The 19,629-nt window shown below is 57.6% G+C and carries 15 protein-coding genes and 2 pseudogenes; 7 read left to right on the forward strand and 10 right to left on the reverse strand.

Annotated features, from left to right (window positions below):
* Nucleotides 1-149: 149 nt before the first annotated feature.
* The 3 genes from dcd to apbC form a co-directional block, all read right to left on the reverse strand.
* On the reverse strand, nt 150-731 hold the full coding sequence (gene dcd / locus ACTG1K_RS13980) for a dCTP deaminase (RefSeq protein ID WP_005336719.1): 582 nt from the start codon (nt 729-731) through the stop codon (nt 150-152).
* 63 nt (nt 732-794) lie between these two features.
* Nucleotides 795-1,439, reverse strand: a complete 645-nt coding sequence (gene udk, locus ACTG1K_RS13985) for a uridine kinase (RefSeq protein WP_005345570.1) — start codon at nt 1,437-1,439, stop codon at nt 795-797.
* A gap of 110 nt (nt 1,440-1,549) precedes the next feature.
* A complete protein-coding gene (gene apbC, locus ACTG1K_RS13990; RefSeq protein ID WP_440005784.1) occupies nt 1,550-2,632 on the reverse strand; it encodes an iron-sulfur cluster carrier protein ApbC in 1,083 nt (360 codons plus the stop codon).
* 186 nt (nt 2,633-2,818) lie between these two features.
* Between apbC and metG the strand changes: the two genes are divergently transcribed.
* Together metG and ACTG1K_RS14000 are read left to right on the forward strand one after the other, a co-directional pair.
* Entirely contained in the window at nt 2,819-4,852 is a 2,034-nt protein-coding gene (metG, locus tag ACTG1K_RS13995; RefSeq protein ID WP_440005786.1) for a methionine--tRNA ligase, read from the forward strand.
* 168 nt (nt 4,853-5,020) lie between these two features.
* Nucleotides 5,021-5,922 (forward strand): annotated as a pseudogene (locus tag ACTG1K_RS14000) (IS3 family transposase); the annotation flags it as partial.
* 62 nt (nt 5,923-5,984) lie between these two features.
* Here ACTG1K_RS14000 and istB read toward each other — a convergent pair.
* A pseudogene (gene istB / locus ACTG1K_RS14005) lies at nt 5,985-6,491 on the reverse strand (IS21-like element helper ATPase IstB); the annotation flags it as partial.
* Between the two features lie 70 nt (nt 6,492-6,561).
* On the opposite strand from istB, the gene ACTG1K_RS14010 reads away from it, so the two are divergent.
* Nucleotides 6,562-7,697, forward strand: a protein-coding gene (locus ACTG1K_RS14010; RefSeq protein ID WP_440005788.1) for an IS3 family transposase whose coding sequence is annotated in 2 segments (ribosomal slippage) — nt 6,562-6,817 and nt 6,817-7,697 — 1,137 coding nt in all. Because the reading frame shifts where the segments join, the coding sequence is not laid out codon by codon here.
* An 84-nt stretch (nt 7,698-7,781) separates the two neighbouring features.
* Here ACTG1K_RS14010 and ACTG1K_RS14015 read toward each other — a convergent pair.
* On the reverse strand, nt 7,782-9,182 hold the full coding sequence (locus ACTG1K_RS14015; protein ID WP_005333194.1) for a DEAD/DEAH box helicase: 1,401 nt from the start codon (nt 9,180-9,182) through the stop codon (nt 7,782-7,784).
* A 348-nt stretch (nt 9,183-9,530) separates the two neighbouring features.
* Between ACTG1K_RS14015 and ACTG1K_RS14020 the strand changes: the two genes are divergently transcribed.
* Entirely contained in the window at nt 9,531-10,358 is an 828-nt protein-coding gene (locus tag ACTG1K_RS14020) for a substrate-binding periplasmic protein (RefSeq protein WP_440005790.1), read from the forward strand.
* 111 nt (nt 10,359-10,469) lie between these two features.
* Here ACTG1K_RS14020 and aroC read toward each other — a convergent pair whose 3' ends face one another.
* Together aroC and prmB are read right to left on the reverse strand one after the other, a co-directional pair.
* Nucleotides 10,470-11,558 carry a chorismate synthase gene (gene aroC / locus ACTG1K_RS14025; RefSeq protein ID WP_047440279.1) on the reverse strand — a complete coding sequence of 363 codons (1,089 nt, stop codon included), beginning with the start codon at nt 11,556-11,558 and terminating at the stop codon, nt 10,470-10,472.
* 12 nt (nt 11,559-11,570) lie between these two features.
* Complete coding sequence (gene prmB / locus ACTG1K_RS14030; RefSeq protein ID WP_005360393.1) at nt 11,571-12,506, reverse strand: 50S ribosomal protein L3 N(5)-glutamine methyltransferase; 936 nt, start codon at nt 12,504-12,506, stop codon at nt 11,571-11,573.
* An 82-nt stretch (nt 12,507-12,588) separates the two neighbouring features.
* Here prmB and smrB point away from each other — a divergent pair, with 82 nt between their 5' ends.
* Both smrB and ACTG1K_RS14040 read left to right on the forward strand, forming a co-directional pair.
* Nucleotides 12,589-13,113, forward strand: coding sequence for an endonuclease SmrB (gene smrB, locus ACTG1K_RS14035; protein WP_005333198.1), 525 nt, complete (start codon nt 12,589-12,591; stop codon nt 13,111-13,113).
* Nucleotides 13,114-13,170: 57 nt separating this feature from the next.
* Nucleotides 13,171-14,466: a sensor domain-containing diguanylate cyclase gene (locus ACTG1K_RS14040; protein WP_440005793.1), complete on the forward strand. Its 1,296-nt coding sequence runs from the start codon at nt 13,171-13,173 to the stop codon at nt 14,464-14,466.
* Between the two features lie 131 nt (nt 14,467-14,597).
* On the opposite strand, the gene ACTG1K_RS14045 is transcribed toward ACTG1K_RS14040, so the two are convergent.
* The 3 genes from ACTG1K_RS14045 to ACTG1K_RS14055 form a co-directional block, all read right to left on the reverse strand.
* Complete coding sequence (locus tag ACTG1K_RS14045; RefSeq protein ID WP_440005795.1) at nt 14,598-15,206, reverse strand: histidine phosphatase family protein; 609 nt, start codon at nt 15,204-15,206, stop codon at nt 14,598-14,600.
* 605 nt (nt 15,207-15,811) lie between these two features.
* Nucleotides 15,812-17,275, reverse strand: a complete 1,464-nt coding sequence (locus tag ACTG1K_RS14050) for a chitinase (RefSeq protein ID WP_429155875.1) — start codon at nt 17,273-17,275, stop codon at nt 15,812-15,814.
* A gap of 307 nt (nt 17,276-17,582) precedes the next feature.
* On the reverse strand, nt 17,583-18,803 hold the full coding sequence (locus ACTG1K_RS14055) for a methyltransferase (protein ID WP_440005797.1): 1,221 nt from the start codon (nt 18,801-18,803) through the stop codon (nt 17,583-17,585).
* Between the two features lie 183 nt (nt 18,804-18,986).
* On the opposite strand from ACTG1K_RS14055, the gene ACTG1K_RS14060 reads away from it, so the two are divergent.
* Nucleotides 18,987-19,565 (forward strand): PhnA domain-containing protein, encoded by a 579-nt coding sequence (locus ACTG1K_RS14060; protein ID WP_005333203.1) that lies wholly within the window; start codon nt 18,987-18,989, stop codon nt 19,563-19,565.
* Nucleotides 19,566-19,629 lie beyond the last annotated feature (64 nt).

A 19,629-nucleotide genomic window follows, 5' to 3' on the forward strand; every position in this document is an offset into this window, starting at 1 on the left:
ATGACAGGAAAACGGGCAGAAGTGGTGATAAAACGTCCCGGCCCCGCCAATCTCATCCGACCAGCATCATCAACCCCATATCCGTTTGATTCCAGATGCAAAAAGGGAGCACCTTGTGCTCCCTTGAATCGTTGCCGTGTTGCCAGTTATCAATCCTGATTGATGCGGCTGGCAACGGCGCCCTGCTGGCTCTTGTACTTGGCATTTTCCCGCTTGTTGTAGGGACGAGCCGCGACGCCGGAGAGCATCTCGAAGTTCAAGGCGCCGATCTTCATCTTCGGGCGCAGTGCCAGCGGCAGTTTGCCGCCGTTGTAGAACTCAAGCACGATGCGACCGGACCAACCCGGATCGATCCGGTGCGCCGTCACGTGCACCATCAGACCCAGGCGCGCCAATGAAGAGCGGCCATCCAGCCAGCCGACGATATCGGCAGGCAGGGTGACGGATTCGTAGGTCACCGCCAGCGCCAGCTGACCCGGGTGCAGGTAGAAGGCTTCGCCATCGGGGATGTGGATCTCGTCACTCATCACCCGATCGATAGCATCGGCCATCTCGCTGCTCGGGCCACTCAGGTCGATATAGGGCGCGGTATGATCGCGAAACACCCGAAACTCGTTACCCAGCAGCACATCGACACTGACACCACTGATCCGCTCTACCCCGGGCCGTGGCTCAATGACGATCTTGCCTTCATCCAGATGGCGTTCAATATCGGTATCACACAGACGCATTGGGCGACTCTCCTGACAAATTGTGCTTTTAAAAAAGCCGGGCATCACCCGGCTTGTTTCATCTTAACCAATCAACATGTGGCGGATACGCGCTTTGAGCATGTCGATGGCGATGCGGTTCTTGCCACCACGGGGCACGATCACATCGGCATACTGTTTGGACGGCTCGATAAACTGCAGGAACATCGGACGCACCGTCTTCTGATACTGCTTGAGCACGGAATCCATGGTACGACCACGCTCCTGCACATCACGCACCAGACGGCGCAACAGGCAGATGTCGAGCGGGGTATCCATGAAGATGGAAGCATCCATCAGATCCCGCAGACGGCTGTCGGTCAGCAGCAGGATCCCTTCCAGAATGATCACCCGGCGCGGGGCAAACGGGGTCACTTCGCTCATCCGGGTGTGTTCGGTGTAGGAGTACTGGGGAATGGCAACCGCGTCACCTTTGACCAGCTGACTAAGGTGCTGTACCAGCAAGTCGTGATCCAGCGCGTTGGGGTGGTCATAGTTGGTCTTGACCCGCTCTTCCATGGTCAGGTGGGTCTGATCACGGTAGTAGCAATCTTCGGTGATCACACCAATCTGACCTGCGCCCAGTTCGGCCACCAGCTCTTCATAAATGGTCTGGGCTATAAGACTTTTGCCAGACGCAGATGCGCCCGCAATACCGATGATCACACACGAATGTTGAGTATCAGACATGACAAATACCTAAAAGAGAAGAGCAGTGGGGATGGTTTAAACCGATCCATTATATAAAAAAGGGTGGGTCATGCCCACCCTCAATTCCCTTTCAAGTGACCGACCGCCGATTATTCATCCAGCGCCATGGCATAGAGGGGGGTCGCAATCGGTTTTGCGCTGAAAAAGAGTTCAGCCCCTACCCTCCGCGCCAGCTTCAAATAGGCCTGAGCCAGGCTTCCTTCCGGTGCGCCGAACACCGTCGGACAGCCATCATCCATATGTTGACGGATATCGATGTGCAACGGCAGCTGGCCAAGCAGCGCCACTTGATACTGCTCTGCCATCTTCTGGCCGCCACCGGTACCGAACAGCGGCTCATGGTGACCACAGGCGCTGCAGACGTGGTAACTCATGTTCTCGATGATGCCAAGCACCGGCACATTGACCTTGTTGAACATGGCGATCCCCTTGCGGGCATCGGCCAGCGCCACATCTTGCGGGGTGGTGACGATCACCGCCGCCGAGGTGGGTACCTGCTGGGCCATGGTGAGCTGGATATCGCCAGTGCCCGGCGGCATGTCCACAACCAGATAATCCACCTCGCCCCAGCGGGTCTCATGGAGGATCTGCGCCAACGCCTTGCTCGCCATCGGGCCGCGCCAGATGGTGGCATCCTGCTCGGAGACCAGATAGCCGATGCTGTTGCTCTTGAGGCCGCAGGCCATCACCGGCTCCATCAGCTTGCCGTCATGGCTGACCGGGCGCTCTGTGAGGGTACCCATCATGGTGGGAATGGAAGGGCCATAGATATCGGCATCGAGAATGGCGACCCGCGCCCCCTCTCTTTGCAGCGCCAGCGCAAGATTGACCGCGGTGGTGGATTTGCCCACCCCCCCCTTGCCGGAGGCGACCACGATGATGTTGCGAATGCCCTGCACGGCATTGAGCCCCTGCGCCCGCGGCATGCTGGCGACGTCAATCTCCAGTGCCCAATCGATACGGGAGGCGCCGGTGGCGCTGCGCAGCCTGGCATCGTAGTTCTCTTTGAGCTGATCGAGCAGCGAGAGACCGGCAAACGGCAATACCAGCCGGATAGTAAGCCCCTGACCCTGATTGATGATCTCGCGAACGAATCCGGCATCCACCAGATCCTTGTGCCAGCCTGCTGGCTTAAATTCGGCGAGGATCTGTTTTACTGAATCAATCACCATTAACTCCTCATTATCTTGTCATTATCTTGAGGTGAACGGTTACCGCACACAAATCAGTGGCTTGCCTGCCATCGTAACAGCAGGTGCTGCCAAGGTTGGCACAGCCACAACCCTAGGCAGGCTACCCCCAATTCGGGTAACATGCACGGCACTCTATCATCCCAACAAGCACATCAAGAACGTAATATGGCAACTGATCCTCGTAAAATGCTGGTAACCTGCGCCCTCCCCTATGCCAATGGCTCCATCCATCTTGGCCACATGCTGGAACATATCCAGGCCGATATCTGGGTTCGTTATCAGCGAATGCGCGGCCATCAGGTGCACTTCATCTGTGCCGATGATGCCCACGGCACCCCGATCATGCTCAAGGCGCAACAGATGGGGATCACCCCGGAAGAGATGATTGCCGCTGTCTCCAAGGAGCACCAGGCCGATTTCGCCGGGTTCAACATCAGCTTTGACAACTATCACTCCACCCACAGCGACGAGAACCGCGAGCTGGCGGAGCTGATCTATGGCCGCCTGAAAAATGGTGGCTTTATCAAGAGCCGCACCATCTCCCAGCTGTTCGATCCGGAAAAATCCATGTTCCTGCCGGATCGTTTCGTCAAGGGAACCTGCCCCAAGTGCAAATCTCCGGAGCAGTATGGCGACAACTGCGACAGCTGCGGCGCCACCTACAGCCCGACTGAGCTGATCGATCCGAAATCTGCCGTCTCCGGCGCCACTCCGGTGATGAAGGACTCGGAGCACTTCTTCTTCGACCTGCCGCAATTTGAAAAATGGCTCTCTGAGTGGGTGCGCGGCTCCGGCGCCATTCAGGAAGAGATGGCCAACAAGATGCAGGAGTGGTTCGAGAGCGGCCTGCAGCAGTGGGACATCACCCGTGACGCTCCCTATTTCGGTTTCGAAATCCCCGGCGCGCCGGGCAAGTTCTTCTACGTCTGGCTTGATGCCCCCATCGGCTACATGGCCTCTTTCAAGAACCTGTGCAACAAGCGCGGCGACATCGACTTTGACAGCTACTGGAGCAAAGACTCCAGCGCCGAGCTCTACCACTTCATCGGTAAAGATATCGCCTACTTCCACTGTCTGTTCTGGCCATCCATGCTGGAAGGGGCGGGTTTCCGCAAGCCGACCAAGGTCAACGTACACGGCTATGTGACCGTCAACGGCGCCAAGATGTCCAAATCCAAGGGCACCTTCATCAAGGCATCCACTTACCTGAACCACCTGGATCCGGAGTGCCTGCGTTACTACTACGCCGCCAAGCTCAACAGCCGCATCGACGATCTGGACCTGAACCTCGATGACTTCGTGGCTCGCGTCAACGCTGACGTGGTCAACAAGCTGGTCAACCTCGCCTCCCGCAACGCCGGTTTCATCGCCAAGCGTTTCGACGGCAAGCTGGCGGCCACCTGTGCCGAGCCAGAGCTCTACGCCGAATTCGCCAACGCCCGCACCACCATCGCCGAGGCCTATGAGGCACGCGAATTCAGCCGCGCCATCCGCGAAATCATGGCGCTGGCCGACAAGGCCAACCGCTACGTGGACGACAAGGCGCCCTGGGTTATCGCCAAGCAGGAAGGGGCTGACGCCGAGCTGCAGGCGGTCTGCTCTGTTGGCATCAACCTGTTCCGCGTGCTGATGGCCTACCTCAAGCCCGTCATGCCGCTGCTGGCCGAACGAGCCGAAGCCTTCCTGGCCGAAACCCTCAGCTGGGATGGCATCGAGATGCCGCTGGTCGATCACACCGTTGCCCCGTTCAAGGCCCTCTTCTCCCGCATCGAGCCGGCGAAGATTGAAGCCATGATCGAGGCCTCCAAGGACGACTTGGCCAAGGAGCAGGCACCGAAAGTGACCGGCCCCCTGGCTGATGACCCCATCAGCGAAACCATCACCTATGACGATTTTGCCAAGATTGACCTGCGCGTAGCGCTGATCAAGAAGGCCGAAGCGGTACCGGAAGCCGAGAAGCTGCTCAAGCTGCAACTGGATATCGGCGGCGAGACCCGTCAGGTGTTTGCCGGTATCAAGTCCGCCTACAACCCGGAAGATCTTGAAGGCAAGCTGACCGTGATGGTGGCCAACCTGGCGCCGCGCAAGATGCGTTTCGGCATGTCCGAAGGCATGGTGCTGGCCGCAGGCCCGGGCGGCAAGGATCTCTGGATCCTGGAGCCGCAGGAAGGCGCCCAGCCTGGCATGCGCGTCAAGTAAGCATATCGCTGACTGCGACCACAGCCAGATAGAGAAGAGAGGCCAAACGGCCTAATGCCAGTCAGTTAATCCTGACTGGCATTATGCCAGATTGGCAGGGCTTTTTCAGTCAACCTGTCCCGTCCTGAATATGGTTTACACCTTTCCCCCCAATAAATAGAGAACCCGATGGGACAAGGTGTGAAACGGACACAGCGCGATTACTCGCTGACTTTTAAACTGTCACTGGTCGAGCAGATTGAAAAAGGCGAGCTCACCTACAAACAGGCTCAGGTGCGTTATGGCATTCAGGGCCGCTCCACCGTTCTGGTATGGTTGCGTAAACATGGTCGGCAAGATTGGAGCCAGGGGGCTTCTGTGCGTGCCGGCAGGAGCATCACCATGCCTGACCCCGACAACCAGACGCCCGAACAGCGCATCAAGGAACTCGAGCAACAGCTGGCGCTAATGAGTCAGAAGGCCCAGTTCTTTGAGGCCGTCGTCGATGTACTGAAGAATGACTACGGCGTCTCCATCGTAAAAAAGCGACCCGGCAAGTCCTCTCGCAGCGGCAAGTCGAGAGGCTGACCATTGTCAGGGCTTGCCTGTTTCTGGGGATAAGCCGGCAGGCTTACTACAAGCGCAATCGGGTCGCCGACGAACGCCATGCACAGGGATTGCAGGTGGTGCGCTTCGTGCGTCAGGTTCGACTGCGACAACCTCGGGTGGGCACTCGCAAGCTGCATTATCTGCTGCAGGGTCAGGATGATGGCGGGCTCAAGGTTGGGCGGGACAGGCTGTTTCAGATATTGGCCGAGCACCGCTCGCTGGTGCAGCCTAAGCGGGCGTATCACAAGACCACCCACAGTTTTCACCGTTTCTACCGTCATCCCAACTTGCTCAAGGCGGGGCCAGAGCAAGTCACGCCGGTGGCCCCGGAGCAGGTCTGGGTCGCTGATATCACCTATCTGCCAGCCAGGAGCGGGCCGCTGTACCTGAGCCTGGTGACGGATGCCTACTCACGCAAGATAGTAGGCCACCACGTACACGAAGGAATACATGCCGAGTCGGTGGCGATGTGTCAACGCCGACCGAAAACTGATCCACTCTGGCTAATTTCGCCGATTGAAAAATGATCCACCCGGACATAGGGTTAATTGGTTTTGGGGGTTGCCCCCGCTTTGCGTTTCTCTTTCAAACGAAAGCTTTCACCGCTGAACTGAACGATGTGTGCATGATGTAACAGCCTATCGAGCATAGCTGCCGTCAGTGTCTGATCATCGGCAAAGGTGCTGGCCCACTGGCTAAAGGGCAGATTGCTCGTCAAGATCAGGCTCCCTTTCTCATAACGTTTGGCGATCACATTGAAAAACAGGTTTGCTTCCTCACGTCCAAACGGCAAGTAGCCTACCAGTAAACGCGGCCCCATCACGACACGGCTGCAATAGGCATTAAGCCGCTCCTGTCGTTGAGCTGCTTGCAGCTGCAACATCAGGTCTGCTGCGCTGATAAATCTGGTCTTGATGCCAGCCATCAGAGCCCGATAGGACAGTGCGATGGCAAAATGCGTCTTGCCCACTCCGCTTGGGCCCAGCAGCACTATGTTTTCGCTACGCTCGATAAAGGCCAAACTAGCCAACTCCTGCAACTGGCTGCGAGGTGTGTAGTGGTCTAATCATCCCGGACACCATTTTAGGTGGTACAGTCGCCACCATGACCTGAGGTGTTCAATGACAAGATTACGTCGCTCATTTACTGCCGAATTCAAACTCGACGCCGCATCCCTGGTGCTCGACCAGGGATATTCTGTCCCTGAAGCCAGCCGTTCACTGGATGTCGATGAAACCGTACTCCGTCGCTGGGTTCAGCAACTGCAATCCGAACGAACTGGCACAACCCCAATCGGCAAAGCACTGACTCCGGAGCAGCAAAAAATCCAGGAGCAGGAAGCCCGCATCAACCGGCTCGAACGTGAGAAGGACATTCTAAAAAAGGCTACTGCTCTCTTGATGGCGGACGAGTTCACACGTACGCGCTGATAGACCGATTAAGGGAGCAAGCCCCCATCACCCTGGTCTGTTGCGCTTTCGATGTTCCAACATCCTGTTTTTACGACTATCTGGCCCGCAGGCGGGCGATTAACCGTGAGCGCATGCAGCCGCGCTCTGAGTTGCGCCGTTTGTTCAAAGCGAGCCGGAACTCAGCGGGCAGCCGCGCCTTGATGTCGATGATGCGGGGGTTGGGATATCAGATTGGTCGATTCAAAGTACGTAACCTGATGAAGGAAGCCGGGCTGGTATCCAAGCAACCGGGCGCTCATCGCTATCAGGTCGCTCGGTCTGAACGACCGGACATTCCCAATCTGCTGGCCCGCGAATTTGATGTCCAGCAACCCAATCAGGTGTGGTGTGGCGATATCACCTACGTCTGGGCAGGTGGCCGTTGGCATTACCTGGCAGCGGTTCTTGACCTGCACACCCGGCGGGTCGTGGGCTGGGCGATGTCTGATAAACCTGATGCAGAATTGGCAATCAAAGCACTGGAGATGGCCTATCAGCAGAGGGGTTGCCCATCCGGTGTGCTATTTCACTCTGACCGCGGCGTGCAGTATTGCTCGGGACTGTATCAGTCATTACATGAACGGTACGGGGTGAAATGCTCGATGACAGATGGGTATGACTGTTACCAGAATGCGTTGGCGGAGCGGGTGAACGGTATTTTGAAAGGAGAGTTATTGCTGCAAAGCCCGCAGGATTTGACGCAAGTGCGGGAAATGGAGCGTGAAGCGGTGGATATTTACAACATGGAGCGGCCGCATCATGGGTTGAAATACAGAACCCCCGATGCGGTACATAGGGGGTTCTGAGTAGAGAAATGCTAGTTGAAAATGTGTAAACCTATTTCAGGACTAGACAACAGCATAAGCTTGGGAGTCCAGCTCCCAAGCCGCTTACTGGTTGTGGGTAGAGCGACGTGGACGACGGGCCTGAGCCGGTTTGCCAGCGCCATCAGCCGGACGCTGACCACCTTGCGGCTTGGGCTTGCCACCGTTACCGGTACGTGCACCACCCGCATTGCCATTGGAGGCGGAACGACCGGCACCTTGACGCTGGCCTTGCCCTTGTGGACGCGGCGCACGGCGCTGCTCGCTCGGATCGCGGGGCTCTTTGCGCAGCGGCGCGCCGATACCACGGGCGATATTGTCCAGGGTCTCGCGGGAGGCTTCGAAACCCGCCACCTGCTCGCAGGGGATGTTCTGCTTGGTCAGACGCTCGATCGCCTTGATAAGCTTCCCTTCGTCGGCCGCCACCAGCGAGATGGCGTGACCGGCAGCACCGGCACGGCCGGTACGACCGATACGGTGCACGTAATCTTCTGCCACGTTGGGTAGCTCGAAGTTGACCACTTGCGGCAGCTTGTCGATGTCCAGACCACGGGCGGCGATGTCGGTCGCCACCAGCACCTTGACGCTACCATCCTTGAAGCCGGCCAGCGCGCGAGTACGGGCACCCTGGCTCTTGTTGCCGTGGATGGCGGCGGCGCTGACGCCGTTCTTGTCAAGGGTTTCGGCAACGCGGTTGGCCATGTGCTTGGTACGGGTGAACACCAGTACCTGCTGCCAGTTGTTGCTGGTGACCAGATGACTCAGCAACGCGATCTTGTTGGCCTTGTCGCACGGATGCACCAGCTGCTCGATACGCTCGGCGGTGCTGTTGCGCGGGGCCACTTCGATCACCGCCGGGTTATCCAGCAGACCGGTGGCCAGTTCGCGGATCTCGTCAGCGAAGGTGGCGGAGAAGAGCAGGTTCTGACGCTTCTTCGGCATCAGGGCCAGGATGCGGCGGATGTCGCGAATAAAGCCCATGTCGAGCATGCGATCCGCTTCGTCCAGTACCAAGATCTCCACCTCGTCGAACTTGACGGCGTTCTGGTTGTAAAGATCCATCAGGCGGCCAGGACAGGCCACCAGCACGTCCAGACCACGGCGAGTCGCCATCATCTGCGGATTGATGCTGACGCCGCCGAACACGACGTGGCTGCGCATCGGCAGGTGTTTGCCGTAGTTACGCACGCTCTCGCCCACCTGGGCGGCCAGCTCGCGAGTCGGGGTCAGCACCAGCGCACGAATGCGGTTCGGAGAAACCTTGCGCTTGCTCTCCATCAGACGTTGCAGCATCGGCAGGGTAAAGCCTGCGGTCTTGCCGGTCCCTGTTTGGGCCGCCGCCATCAGATCGCGGCCAGCCAGAACGGCGGGGATCGCTTGCTGCTGAATGGGAGACGGGGTGTCGTAGCCTTGTTCGGCAACGGCACGCAACAAGGGTTCGGCCAGACCGAGGGAAGTAAAACTCATAATTACCTGCTAGAGATAGGGGCGCCGGGGATTTGTGGTGGGGCTCCTCTGCTGAGCCGATGCCATCTCACAAGATCTGGGCCTATTGAGAAAACAACGATTTCCCCGGGGAGCAGAGCAAAGGGGAAAGAATAGAGGCGCAGTCTAACGGAGTTGCCCGGGATAAACGAGAAAAATGTGATGCTCCTCCCAGCACGAACAGAAAATCCCCCTCCTGCCCCCCGAATAATCCCGTTGATTGATGTAGCACGCACCACACTATTAACTGGCAACACAATATCAGCCCTCGCAGGCATGGCTCGCAGGGCAAAAGCACGGGATAAAAGAACACAATAACGAGGTTTAGCTATGACCACGTCATATCGTCCCCGCGGCAGCTGGCAGGCAAGGATTGGCCTGCTGCTTCTGCTGCTAAGCCCTGCGCTGCAGGCCAGTCAGACCCTGACCGTGGCCTGGAGTCACTGGCCCCCCTTCAGCCAAATCAACAACCGGGGTGAGCTGGATGGGCTGGATGTCAGCCTGACCCGCCAGATCCTTACCCAGGCGGGCTTTGCCCCCAAGTTTCGCGATCTTCCCTGGGCGCGGGCACTGCATCTGGTAGAACACGATCAGCTGGATGTGGCGATGGCCGCCCTCCCTCTGCCGGAGCGCCAGAGCTATGCCCGCTTCTCGACCCCCTACCGCCAGAGTGCCTATGTGCTGTTGAGCAATGACCCTATCCCGGGCCATCAGGATCGCTGGGCGCAGCTCGATAATCTGTCCGCGTTGTGCAACGAGAAAGGGCTCAAGATAGGCAAGTTGCGCGGCACCCGCCCCATGCATCAGATGGATAGCTGCCCGGCGCTTAAAATGGCGACCGAATACAACGCCGATGAGCGGATGATCGATCTGCTGCTGGCTCGCCGCCTCGATGGCATCATCATGGAGTGGCAATATGCCCGCTACCGGCTGGCCCAACTGGGGGCCGAAGAGTTTATCAGCTGCCAACTGTTACTACACCACCAGCCGGTCAGTCTGATGTTTGCCAAAAACAGCGTGAGCGAAGAACAGATCCTCAAAGTCAACGAGGCCATTCATGCCTTGCCCAAACCCCACAAGTTCTCGCCCCCCAGGTGTCGCCTCAATGCCGATCCGGGCGCTGCGGATCTGCTGACCCGCACTCTCCGCAAGCATTGACGGGATAAGCCGCCACCTGAAATAGCAAAGGCGACCCGAAGGTCGCCTTTTTGGTATTGTCGAACTTGTTCCCCAAACAGGGTGCGATCAGTCGATGTGCTGCAACAGCGATCAGCGCAGCTGTGGGGTATGAGTCAACACCCCCTGATTCTGGGCACGATGGCGCAACAGATGATCCATCAACACCAGCGCCAGCATGGCTTCGGCGATGGGCACGGCACGGATGCCGACACAAGGATCGTGACGACCCTTGGTGATCATCTCGATAGCCTCGCCTTCGGTATTGATGGTTTTGCCCGGCACCGTAATGCTGGAAGTCGGTTTGAGCGCCATGCTCACCACGATATCCTGACCGGATGAAATACCGCCCAGAATGCCGCCCGCATGGTTGCTGGCAAAGCCCGCCGGGGTCATCTCGTCGCGATGCTCGGAACCTTTTTGCTCCACCACCGCAAAGCCGTCACCGATCTCCACCCCTTTCACCGCATTGATGCCCATCATGGCATGGGCAATGTCGGCGTCGAGACGATCAAACACCGGCTCACCGAGGCCCACCGGCACATTGCTGGCAATGACCTGCACCTTGGCACCGATACTGTTGCCCTCTTTTTTCAGGTCGCGCATGTATTGATCGAGCTCTTCCAGCTTGCCCGCATCGGGGAAGAAAAAGGGATTCTGCTCAATCTGCGCCGCGTCAAACGCCTCGGCCTTGATGGGGCCGAGCTGGGAGAGAAAACCGGTGATCTCGATGCCGTGCACCTGTTTCAGGTACTTCTTGGCGATCGCCCCCGCTGCTACCCGCATCGCGGTTTCGCGGGCGGAGGAGCGACCACCGCCGCGATAGTCCCGCTGACCATACTTTTGGTGGTAGGTGTAGTCAGCGTGACCCGGCCGGAACAGATCCTTGATGTCGGAGTAATCCTTGGAGCGCTGATCGGTATTCTCGATGAGCAGCCCGATGGAGGTGCCGGTGGTCTTGCCCTCGAACACCCCGGAGAGGATCTTCACCTCGTCCGGCTCACGGCGCGGCGTGGTGTAGCGGGAGGTACCCGGCTTGCGCCGATCCAAGTCTCCCTGCAGATCCGCCTCGCAGATCTCCAGCCCCGGCGGGCAACCATCGACCACGGCGCCCAGCGCCAGGCCGTGGCTCTCGCCAAAGGTGGTGACCCGAAAGAGTTGACCAAAACTGTTCCCTGCCATGCGCGCTCCTGCTTAGTTCTTGTAGATGGCGAAATGATCCTGATACTGCACCAGCTCGTCACGGGTCATCACAAAGACGCCGTGACCGCCGTTTTCGAATTCAACCCAGGTAAAGGGGATCTCGGGGAACTGGGCTTCCAGATGGATCATGCTGTTGCCCACTTCGACCACCAGCACGCCGTTATCCTTGAGGAAATCTGCCGCATGGGCCAGCAGACGCTTGGTCAGCTTGAGACCATCGGAGCCGGACGCCAGCGCCAGCTCGGGCTCGTGACGGAACTCGTCCGGCAGATCCGACATATCTTCGGAGTCCACATAAGGCGGGTTGGAGACGATGAGATCGTACTTGTCGCCCGCTGGCAGATCGCGGAACAGATCGGAGCGGATCGGAATGACCTGCTGCTCCAGCCCGTGATCGTTGATGTTGCGCTCGGCCACGTTCAGTGCATCAATGCTGATGTCGATGGCATCTACTTCCGCTTCAGGGAACTCGTGGGCCATGATGATGGCGATGCAACCGGAGCCGGTGCACAGGTCCATGATCCGGGTCGGTTCATGTTTGAGGAAGGGTGCGAAACGGTTGGCCACCATCTCGGCAATGGGGGAACGGGGAATGAGCACCCGCTCGTCCACGTAGAACTCCCAACCGGCATACCAAGCCTTGTTGGTCAGATAGGCGGCGGGTACCCGCTCCTGTACGCGGCGGATAATCAGTTCGGCGATACGGTGACGCTCGCTGCTGGTCAAACGGGAGTGGCGCATGGCCGGGTCTACATCCGGTGGCAGATGTAACGCGGGCAGTACCAGCTGCACAGCTTCATCCCAGGCGTTGTCGGTTCCATGACCGTAAAAAATCCCGGCGTCGTTGAAACGACTCATGGCCCAACGCAACATGTCCTGGATGGTGTGCATCTCGGCAACCACCTCATCGATAAATATCTTGTCCAAATCCACCTCCAAGTCGAGTAATATCCGGCCCGAGCCCCGTTTACGTTGCGGGCAAGACGCATACCTAATACATGAGCATCTGATGAAAAAAACGCCCTCACCGACAGACGAGGAAACCCTGCTGTTCCGCGATGCGATAAAAGGTACCCGGAAAATCAAGCAAGATACCATAAGGGCCGAGTTACGCCCGGTCAAGCAGAAACGCGAATTGCGCGAAACCCGCGAAAAGCTTGGGGTTGACCACTATTTCAGCGATGAGTATCAGCCCCATCTCGACGATGATGGGCCGACCCGTTACGTGCGGGAAGATGTGTCAAAATTTGAGCTGAAAAAGCTCAAGCGGGGCATTTATCCGCCGGAGATCTATCTCGATCTGCACGGCATGAACCAGCAGCAGGCAAAACAGGAGCTGGCCGCCCTGCTCACCCTCTGCCAAAAAGAGAACATTCACGTCGCCTCGGTGATGCACGGCATCGGCAAACATATTCTCAAGCAGCGCATTCCCAGCTGGCTGGCCCAGCACCCCAATGTGCGCGCCTTCCATCAGGCTCCCCGCGAATGGGGTGGCGACAGCGCCATTCTGGTGTTGCTGGATATCGAAGAGTAGTTAGCCAAACGACCACACTATACTGAATATCAATATGTTATTCGCCGTGGAGGTCGCATGTTTACACAGGGTTCCCATGCCGACATAAAGTCATCTCTCGACGCCATCGGCGCTGCCGTGGCGGTGTTCAGCCTCGACAAGGATGATCACTTTGTGCTGGTCTCTGCCAACGATACCTTTGCCAAGGCGTTCGAGCTGGATGTCCTTGGCAGCATTGGCAAACAGTTGAGCGAGATGTTTCCCCGCTACATCACCAATACCATCGAGCCGCCAATGCACGAATGTGTGCGCATGCAGACAGGGCTCGAGAGCGAGCTGCCTATCGACAGCCTCTCGCGTACCAGTTGGTGGCGCTTTATTCTCTCCCCAATCATCCCCGAGCAGGCACGGATCAACCGGATCATCGTGACCGCCATCGACATCACCGCCAGGATGCAGTTGGAAGAGGCGCTCACCACCAGTCGCCGCCGCTTCGAAGCGGTGGTCAACTCCGCCTATGACGGCATCATCAGTGTCAGCAGCGAGTCACGCATCGAGCTTATCAATACCGCCGCCTGCGAGATGTTCGGCATCGACGAGAGCTATCTCGGCAAGCGGTTGGAAACCCTGCTTCCCCAGCGTTTTCGCGCCAATCACGAAACCTATTTCAAAGCCTTCAGCAGCTCCCCCATCAATTCGCGCCCGATGCATGCCCGCGCCTCTGTGATGGGTCTGCGCCGAGACGGCAGCGAATTCCCGCTGGAGGTGACCATCGCCAAAATCAATTTGGGCCCGACCACCGAGATGACCGCCATCTTGCGGGATATCTCGGAGCGAGCCCGACTGGTGGAGGAGTTGAAGGTCTCCGCCACCACGGATCCCCTGACCGGCATTGCCAACCGGCGCCGCTTCAACGAGCTGGTCAACGCCGAGATGCAGCGCTGCCAGCGTTTCGGCCATACCATGAGCCTGCTGCTGATCGATATCGACCACTTCAAGGAAGTCAACGACACCTTTGGCCATCAGCAGGGAGATCTGGCGATCCTGAGTCTGGTGAAACGGATCAGCAAACAACTGCGGGAGGTGGACATGCTGGGTCGCTGGGGTGGCGAGGAGTTTATCGTACTGCTACCGGAAACCTCCCTCGAGCTCGCCTGGGCCAGCGCCGAGCGGATCAGGCTAGCCATCGAATCCCAGCACCATGCACTGGAGGGGGCTCTTGAGATCTCCCTCACCATCAGTATCGGGATCAGCGCCAGCAAGGGCAGCCATGACACTGTAGAGAAGATGGTTAGACGAGCCGACACCGCCCTCTATCTGGCCAAAAAGCAGGGTCGCAACTGCTGCCGCAAAGAGGAGCCGGAACCGACCTGATGGCGCCCCCCCCTGCCCTCTGGTGACACTGCTAACCTGTGCCTGCAGAGATAACCAACCGCAACGAATACAAAAGACAGCGCTACTCCTCTTCGGTAGCGCTTTTTCTCGTCATGCTTTTGGTGCACTTTTCAATCACAACCATCAAGGGGACGGCTAAAGCGCAGTGGGCCACCATCAGCCAGAGAGAGCCTCACCGACAGCATGCCGCCGTTGGGCAATTGCCATTCAAAGAAGTCATCAAAACCGGCAATCGTTACGGCGTGGATCACCTTGGCGACCACACCATGCGCCACCAGCAGTATCCGCTCCCCTTGCATGGTCGAAGCAAGTTCCGTGAGTCCCTGCGAGACCCGAGCAATCACCTCATCAATGGTTTCACCACCGGGAGGAGCGTCAGCCCAGCGCCGGGTGATATTGCGCGCCCACAGTTCGGGATAGCGATCCCTTGCTTCTGCCTGCGTCAGCCCTTCAAACAGGCCGACATCCCTCTCACGAAAGGCTGACACAAGCTCCACATGCAATCCCAACTGACGAGACAAGATGGCAGCGCTCTCCCTTGTTCGCAGCAGGGGGGATGCCAGCAGCCGATCGAACGGCGGCTCTGTCACAGCCACCTTCTCAGCCAGCCGGGATATCTGAAGCACGCCATCGTCGTTGAGCCCGATATCCAGCGCGCCCTGATAACGCCCTTCCGCATTGGCCTGCGTCTCTGCATGGCGGATCACCACCAGTTCCATGGTGCACTCCTCTTTCCTATTATCTGCTTAGTGATTAAACCGCATACGACTTCCCATTCAGATAACGAGACGACAATCCCCATTCATCTGCGCACCTTAACGATTCTTTAAAATCGAACAAGATTACCTCGCTCCCAGTGAAAATAATCTGCTGAACTACGCACACTCATCCGTAAACAAATAGATACATATGACTTTTACATCCAACATGTTCATTTCTCACTCCGTGAAATAAATAGCGAGCTGGGTGATACCATGAGTTGATAGATGGGAAGAATAAACACCCTCATCATAAATACGAGAAGGATAGCGTCATGGGTGTGCTCTGCGAACCCATCGTTTAGCAAAACATCACTCAACGTTTTTGAATATTGCTAAGCAGCAAGGGGAAACATTAATCTCAGCCATCAATAATTTTGATGCGGGCCGTTTACATCACTTTAAGTGGGAAAGAAAAGCTGCTGGGAAATATAGTTCCACCTCCAGATTGATGGATCTTCTTTCAATCGCTGCCACATATTCCCCCCCCAGCGAAAAAGTATATTAAAAGGGGGCTAAGCCCCCCTCTCCTTATCAATCAATGGATGAACTATCTCTTACTCTTATTATTGGGTCGTCACCAACGCCCAGGGGCCACCTTTGGCGGGATCATCCCCTTGCGTCCACCATTTGGCCTGATAGACGGCGCCCTTGTAGCTCACCTTGCTGCCAGCGGTGTAGACCTTGGTCGCTTCCCAGGCCGGGTTGCCACCGATGGGGGGTTCACTCGGATCGACCGGCGGTGGAGTCAATTTGTCCACGACCCGCACTTTCGGCCAGTTGGCGTGGGAGCCGTAGAAGTTGGTCACGCACTTCTCGTAATCACCCGGCACCAGCGCAGAATAAGCGGTCTGAAAGCCCACCAGCTCGCACTCGAAGGAGTAACCGCCCGGGCGATCCGGATAGTATTTCCAGTTGCCATCCCAGTTGGTGTAGAGCACGTCGGTAGCACCGTTAAGATTGAGGCTGCCATAGGGAGTCTGCTGCCAGCAGGTGTTCTTCTCATCCGCCTTGATCGGGATCTGGTAGTGGTTGGCCAGCCCTTCCCAGTAGCGGATACGATTGACCGGCTGCCCCTTGTCCTTGTTCTGCTCACCGCACTCGATACCACCGTTGATCACGTTGATGGTGGTACCAAAGCCATAGCCGATACCCGCATCGGCCTCCCGCTTGGAGGGTACCCAGGTGCGATCAATCACGTGCAGCATGGCCGGTTTCGGGGCCTGCGGGGTAAGGAAGAACCAGATGGCAGAAGCGAGGTTGAGCCAGGAGTCCGCTACCAGCCCCGGGTTGTTGAGCAGCACGGAGGCATCGCCATCGAACATCGCCTCGGAGAAGGCGCCGTAGTTAAAGTGGTAGGAGAGTTGCTTGGCGCCGCGGCCAAAGTAACCTTGTCCGGTACTACAGGGCCACTTCTTGTTCTGCCAGTCGTTCTGGCCACAGCCTGTGGTGTAGCCGGTCTGTCCCTCTGACCAGCCCATCTCCCGCACATGCACCAGCGCCTGTTGCCACTCCTCCAGCCCCAGCGGGTTGTCGGAAATATTGTCCTTGGCAATATGGCCACCGGTCTCCTGAGAGAAGTGCGCAAAGGCCGTCACAATGGATTTTTTACAGATCGCATCAGAATCACGCCCGTCAGTATATTCACCACAGAACGCAGGGAATTTACCGATGGCTCGCAAGAAGCGGACATAAGTATATTCCGGCGCTGCCATCTGGGTTAAATATTCCCATTCAGATTGGGGAAATACCCGTTCAACCCGTTTTACGTTGTCAGGATTGCTTGCCAAACCCGGTTCAATGGCATCAACGATTTTATTTGACCGGGTCGCCAATGCCTTGGCCCATATTGCATACATGGGATTAGCCGTCTTGGCTTTTTCCATGGCAGCCAGATCTGGGGCCGCAATCACATATCCTCCCGCATTTTGCGGATCGGGTTGAATATTCATGGCTGCACTCATTGCGGCATAGCTTGGCAATGCGCAGGCGGCAGCGATCAGCCAGGCACAACGCTTGGGTTTGAACATGTTTATCGTCCTTGTTTGAATTAATGCGTTCCAAGAGTAGGTGTTTCAACAACTAAATTCACGATGAGAATTAAGAAATGAGCAAAATTTGTGAGCCATTTCACCTTGTGATATTCAGTGCAGCTGAAACAAAGAAAAAGAACCCAAACGAAAACGCCATAGCGTGATCTTTCGCCCATTTTTAGAACAGTCGAGACGGCCAGGTGACCAGCCATACGGTTATTGTTCGTGATGAAAAAAATGGCTGACAGGCTCAATCTGTCAGCCATCATCAATGTTCAAGATAAATGCTCAAAATAGCCGGATGTCAGGCACGCATGGCGCGGATCAGGATATTGCGCGGGGTCATGGGTTTGGCACAGAACTCCCCCACTTCGACCCGATAACCCTGCTCTTGCAAAAAGAGCGCGCGATCCAGCGCCAGCCAGATCTCGAGGGGACGGCGAAACAAATGACGCACCAGCTCCATGCGTGCGACATCACCAAAGCGGCGCTCCCCGTGCTCCAACCAGGCGGGATAGTCCAGCCCGGCGGGCAGCACAATCGCTTTGCGCTCGGCAGCCCAGCCGCAGAATGCCTCAAACGTGCCGGTCAGCAGGCTCTTTTGCATATTGGGCACCGGCAGATACTCATCCACCCCGCGCACCTGACGTTGCAGGCAGTCAAACCCGAGCCGCCACACCACTTCCTGCTCGCGCAGGCGGGCGATCCGCGCGCCACCGGTCACCGTCTCCTGTAGCGGCAACTTGAGATCCGCCTTGCTCAACACCAGCTCGCTGGCGTTGGCCGCGGCTGACAGCGGGCGATAGTGGCTGCTGCGGATCAGGTGATAACAACAGGGAGAGATTGTCACTCCACTGGCACTGCGCTCGGCTACCCGTTCCAGCAGATGGGTGTGCAGCTCGCCGCAGGCATGGAGTGCCATAGCGTGATGTTCAGGGGCGATCAGCGCCGCCGACTCGGGGGCAAAAGCATCGGCGCAGGTAAAGGTCATATTGGCGCCATCCCGCTCGGCCAGCAGCCGACCTTCGTCACAAAGCTGATCTTGCAACTCCAGACTGAGGATCGGAGCCTGTCGATGAAGTGACACCAGCCGCCCAAGGTGGCCCTTACCGGCACACCACTCCAGATAGGGGCCCTGATGGGCAGGCAGACAGGCGGTGAACGACTCGATCTGGGCCTGCTTGCGCCCCGGCATATGCAGTGCCATCTCCTTGCTGCAAGTGATGGGATCAGGGGTAAACCAGGCAAGCTGGCTGAGTTGCTGCAGCTCGGCTCCCTCGGCAATCCAGGGGGCAAGTAGACTGCTGAGGGCGCCCATATCCGCATCGAGCTCTGCCAACTGGCCGAGCGTCAGCCCATTGAGCAACGCCGCCAGTTCGGGCGCCTCATCGGCAAAGGCCATGGTCAGATGATGATATGGCTGATACTGCCACCAGCGTCGGTAGCGGGTGAGCAGTCGATCCAGGTGTTGAAAACGTTGAGCCAGCACGAATGCCCCTGCCTTGCAGTCAAAAAGGAGGCTCATTCTAGCGATCCCGCTTCAAATTGCACTCTCAATACCTGACGATCTGTGCCGCACAACAGCACCGCCAACCCTGTGACCCAGGGCAGACCTGACAAAGTACGGGGTTTTATGCTATATTCCGCCCCCTCTTTCACGCGCCCCGCCCAACGCGGGTCGCTTTACACTAGCTATGGGACCAACAACATGACCATCAACGCCATTCTGCAAGCGCGCGCGGGCGCCAAGTGTGAACTGTGCAGCGCCGAGCAGGCGCTGACCGCCTTCGTGGTGCCTCACTCCCCCGCCAGCGACGATGATCACAGCGTTGCTATCTGTGACACCTGCCGTGGTCAGCTGGAACAACCGGATACCCTGGTGGTGAACCACTGGCGTTGCCTGAGTGACAGCATGTGGAGCCAGGTGCCTGCGGTGCAGGTGATGGCATGGCGCCAGCTCAAAGCACTCTCCGGCAAGGGTGAAGTATGGGCTCAGGATCTGCTGGACATGATGTACATGGAAGACGAAGCCAAGGCTTGGGCTGAAGCTGGTATTGCTGACGAAGATGACGACAGCGTACCAACCGTTGACTCCAACGGCGCCGTGCTGCAAGAGGGCGACTCCGTTACCCTGATCAAGGATCTGGACGTGAAAGGCGCCGGTTTTACCGCCAAGCGCGGCACCCTGGTCAAGGGCATCCGTCTGACCAACAACCCGCTCCATATCGAAGGCAAGGTCAACGGCGTGCAGATCGTACTGGTTGCTGCCTACCTGAAAAAGGCCTAAAGCCAAGGGCGATTGCTCTGCTGTCTGCTGCCAGAGCACAAGCACAACGAAAAAGGATGGCGTC

Origin of the sequence: Aeromonas sp. 102P (assembly GCF_051920345.1) — a bacterium.
GTDB classification, from domain to species: domain Bacteria; phylum Pseudomonadota; class Gammaproteobacteria; order Enterobacterales; family Aeromonadaceae; genus Aeromonas; species Aeromonas veronii.

Coding starts and splice junctions, on each gene's coding strand:
- dcd (WP_005336719.1), bottom strand. CDS start 731: ATGCGTCTGTGTGATACCGATATTGAACGCCATCTGGATGAAGGCAAG.
- udk (WP_005345570.1), bottom strand. CDS start 1,439: ATGTCTGATACTCAACATTCGTGTGTGATCATCGGTATTGCGGGCGCA.
- apbC (WP_440005784.1), bottom strand. CDS start 2,632: ATGGTGATTGATTCAGTAAAACAGATCCTCGCCGAATTTAAGCCAGCA.
- metG (WP_440005786.1), top strand. CDS start 2,819: ATGGCAACTGATCCTCGTAAAATGCTGGTAACCTGCGCCCTCCCCTAT.
- ACTG1K_RS14015 (WP_005333194.1), bottom strand. CDS start 9,182: ATGAGTTTTACTTCCCTCGGTCTGGCCGAACCCTTGTTGCGTGCCGTT.
- ACTG1K_RS14020 (WP_440005790.1), top strand. CDS start 9,531: ATGACCACGTCATATCGTCCCCGCGGCAGCTGGCAGGCAAGGATTGGC.
- aroC (WP_047440279.1), bottom strand. CDS start 11,558: ATGGCAGGGAACAGTTTTGGTCAACTCTTTCGGGTCACCACCTTTGGC.
- smrB (WP_005333198.1), top strand. CDS start 12,589: ATGAAAAAAACGCCCTCACCGACAGACGAGGAAACCCTGCTGTTCCGC.
- ACTG1K_RS14040 (WP_440005793.1), top strand. CDS start 13,171: ATGTTTACACAGGGTTCCCATGCCGACATAAAGTCATCTCTCGACGCC.
- ACTG1K_RS14045 (WP_440005795.1), bottom strand. CDS start 15,206: ATGGAACTGGTGGTGATCCGCCATGCAGAGACGCAGGCCAATGCGGAA.
- ACTG1K_RS14050 (WP_429155875.1), bottom strand. CDS start 17,275: ATGTTCAAACCCAAGCGTTGTGCCTGGCTGATCGCTGCCGCCTGCGCA.
- ACTG1K_RS14055 (WP_440005797.1), bottom strand. CDS start 18,803: ATGAGCCTCCTTTTTGACTGCAAGGCAGGGGCATTCGTGCTGGCTCAA.
- ACTG1K_RS14060 (WP_005333203.1), top strand. CDS start 18,987: ATGACCATCAACGCCATTCTGCAAGCGCGCGCGGGCGCCAAGTGTGAA.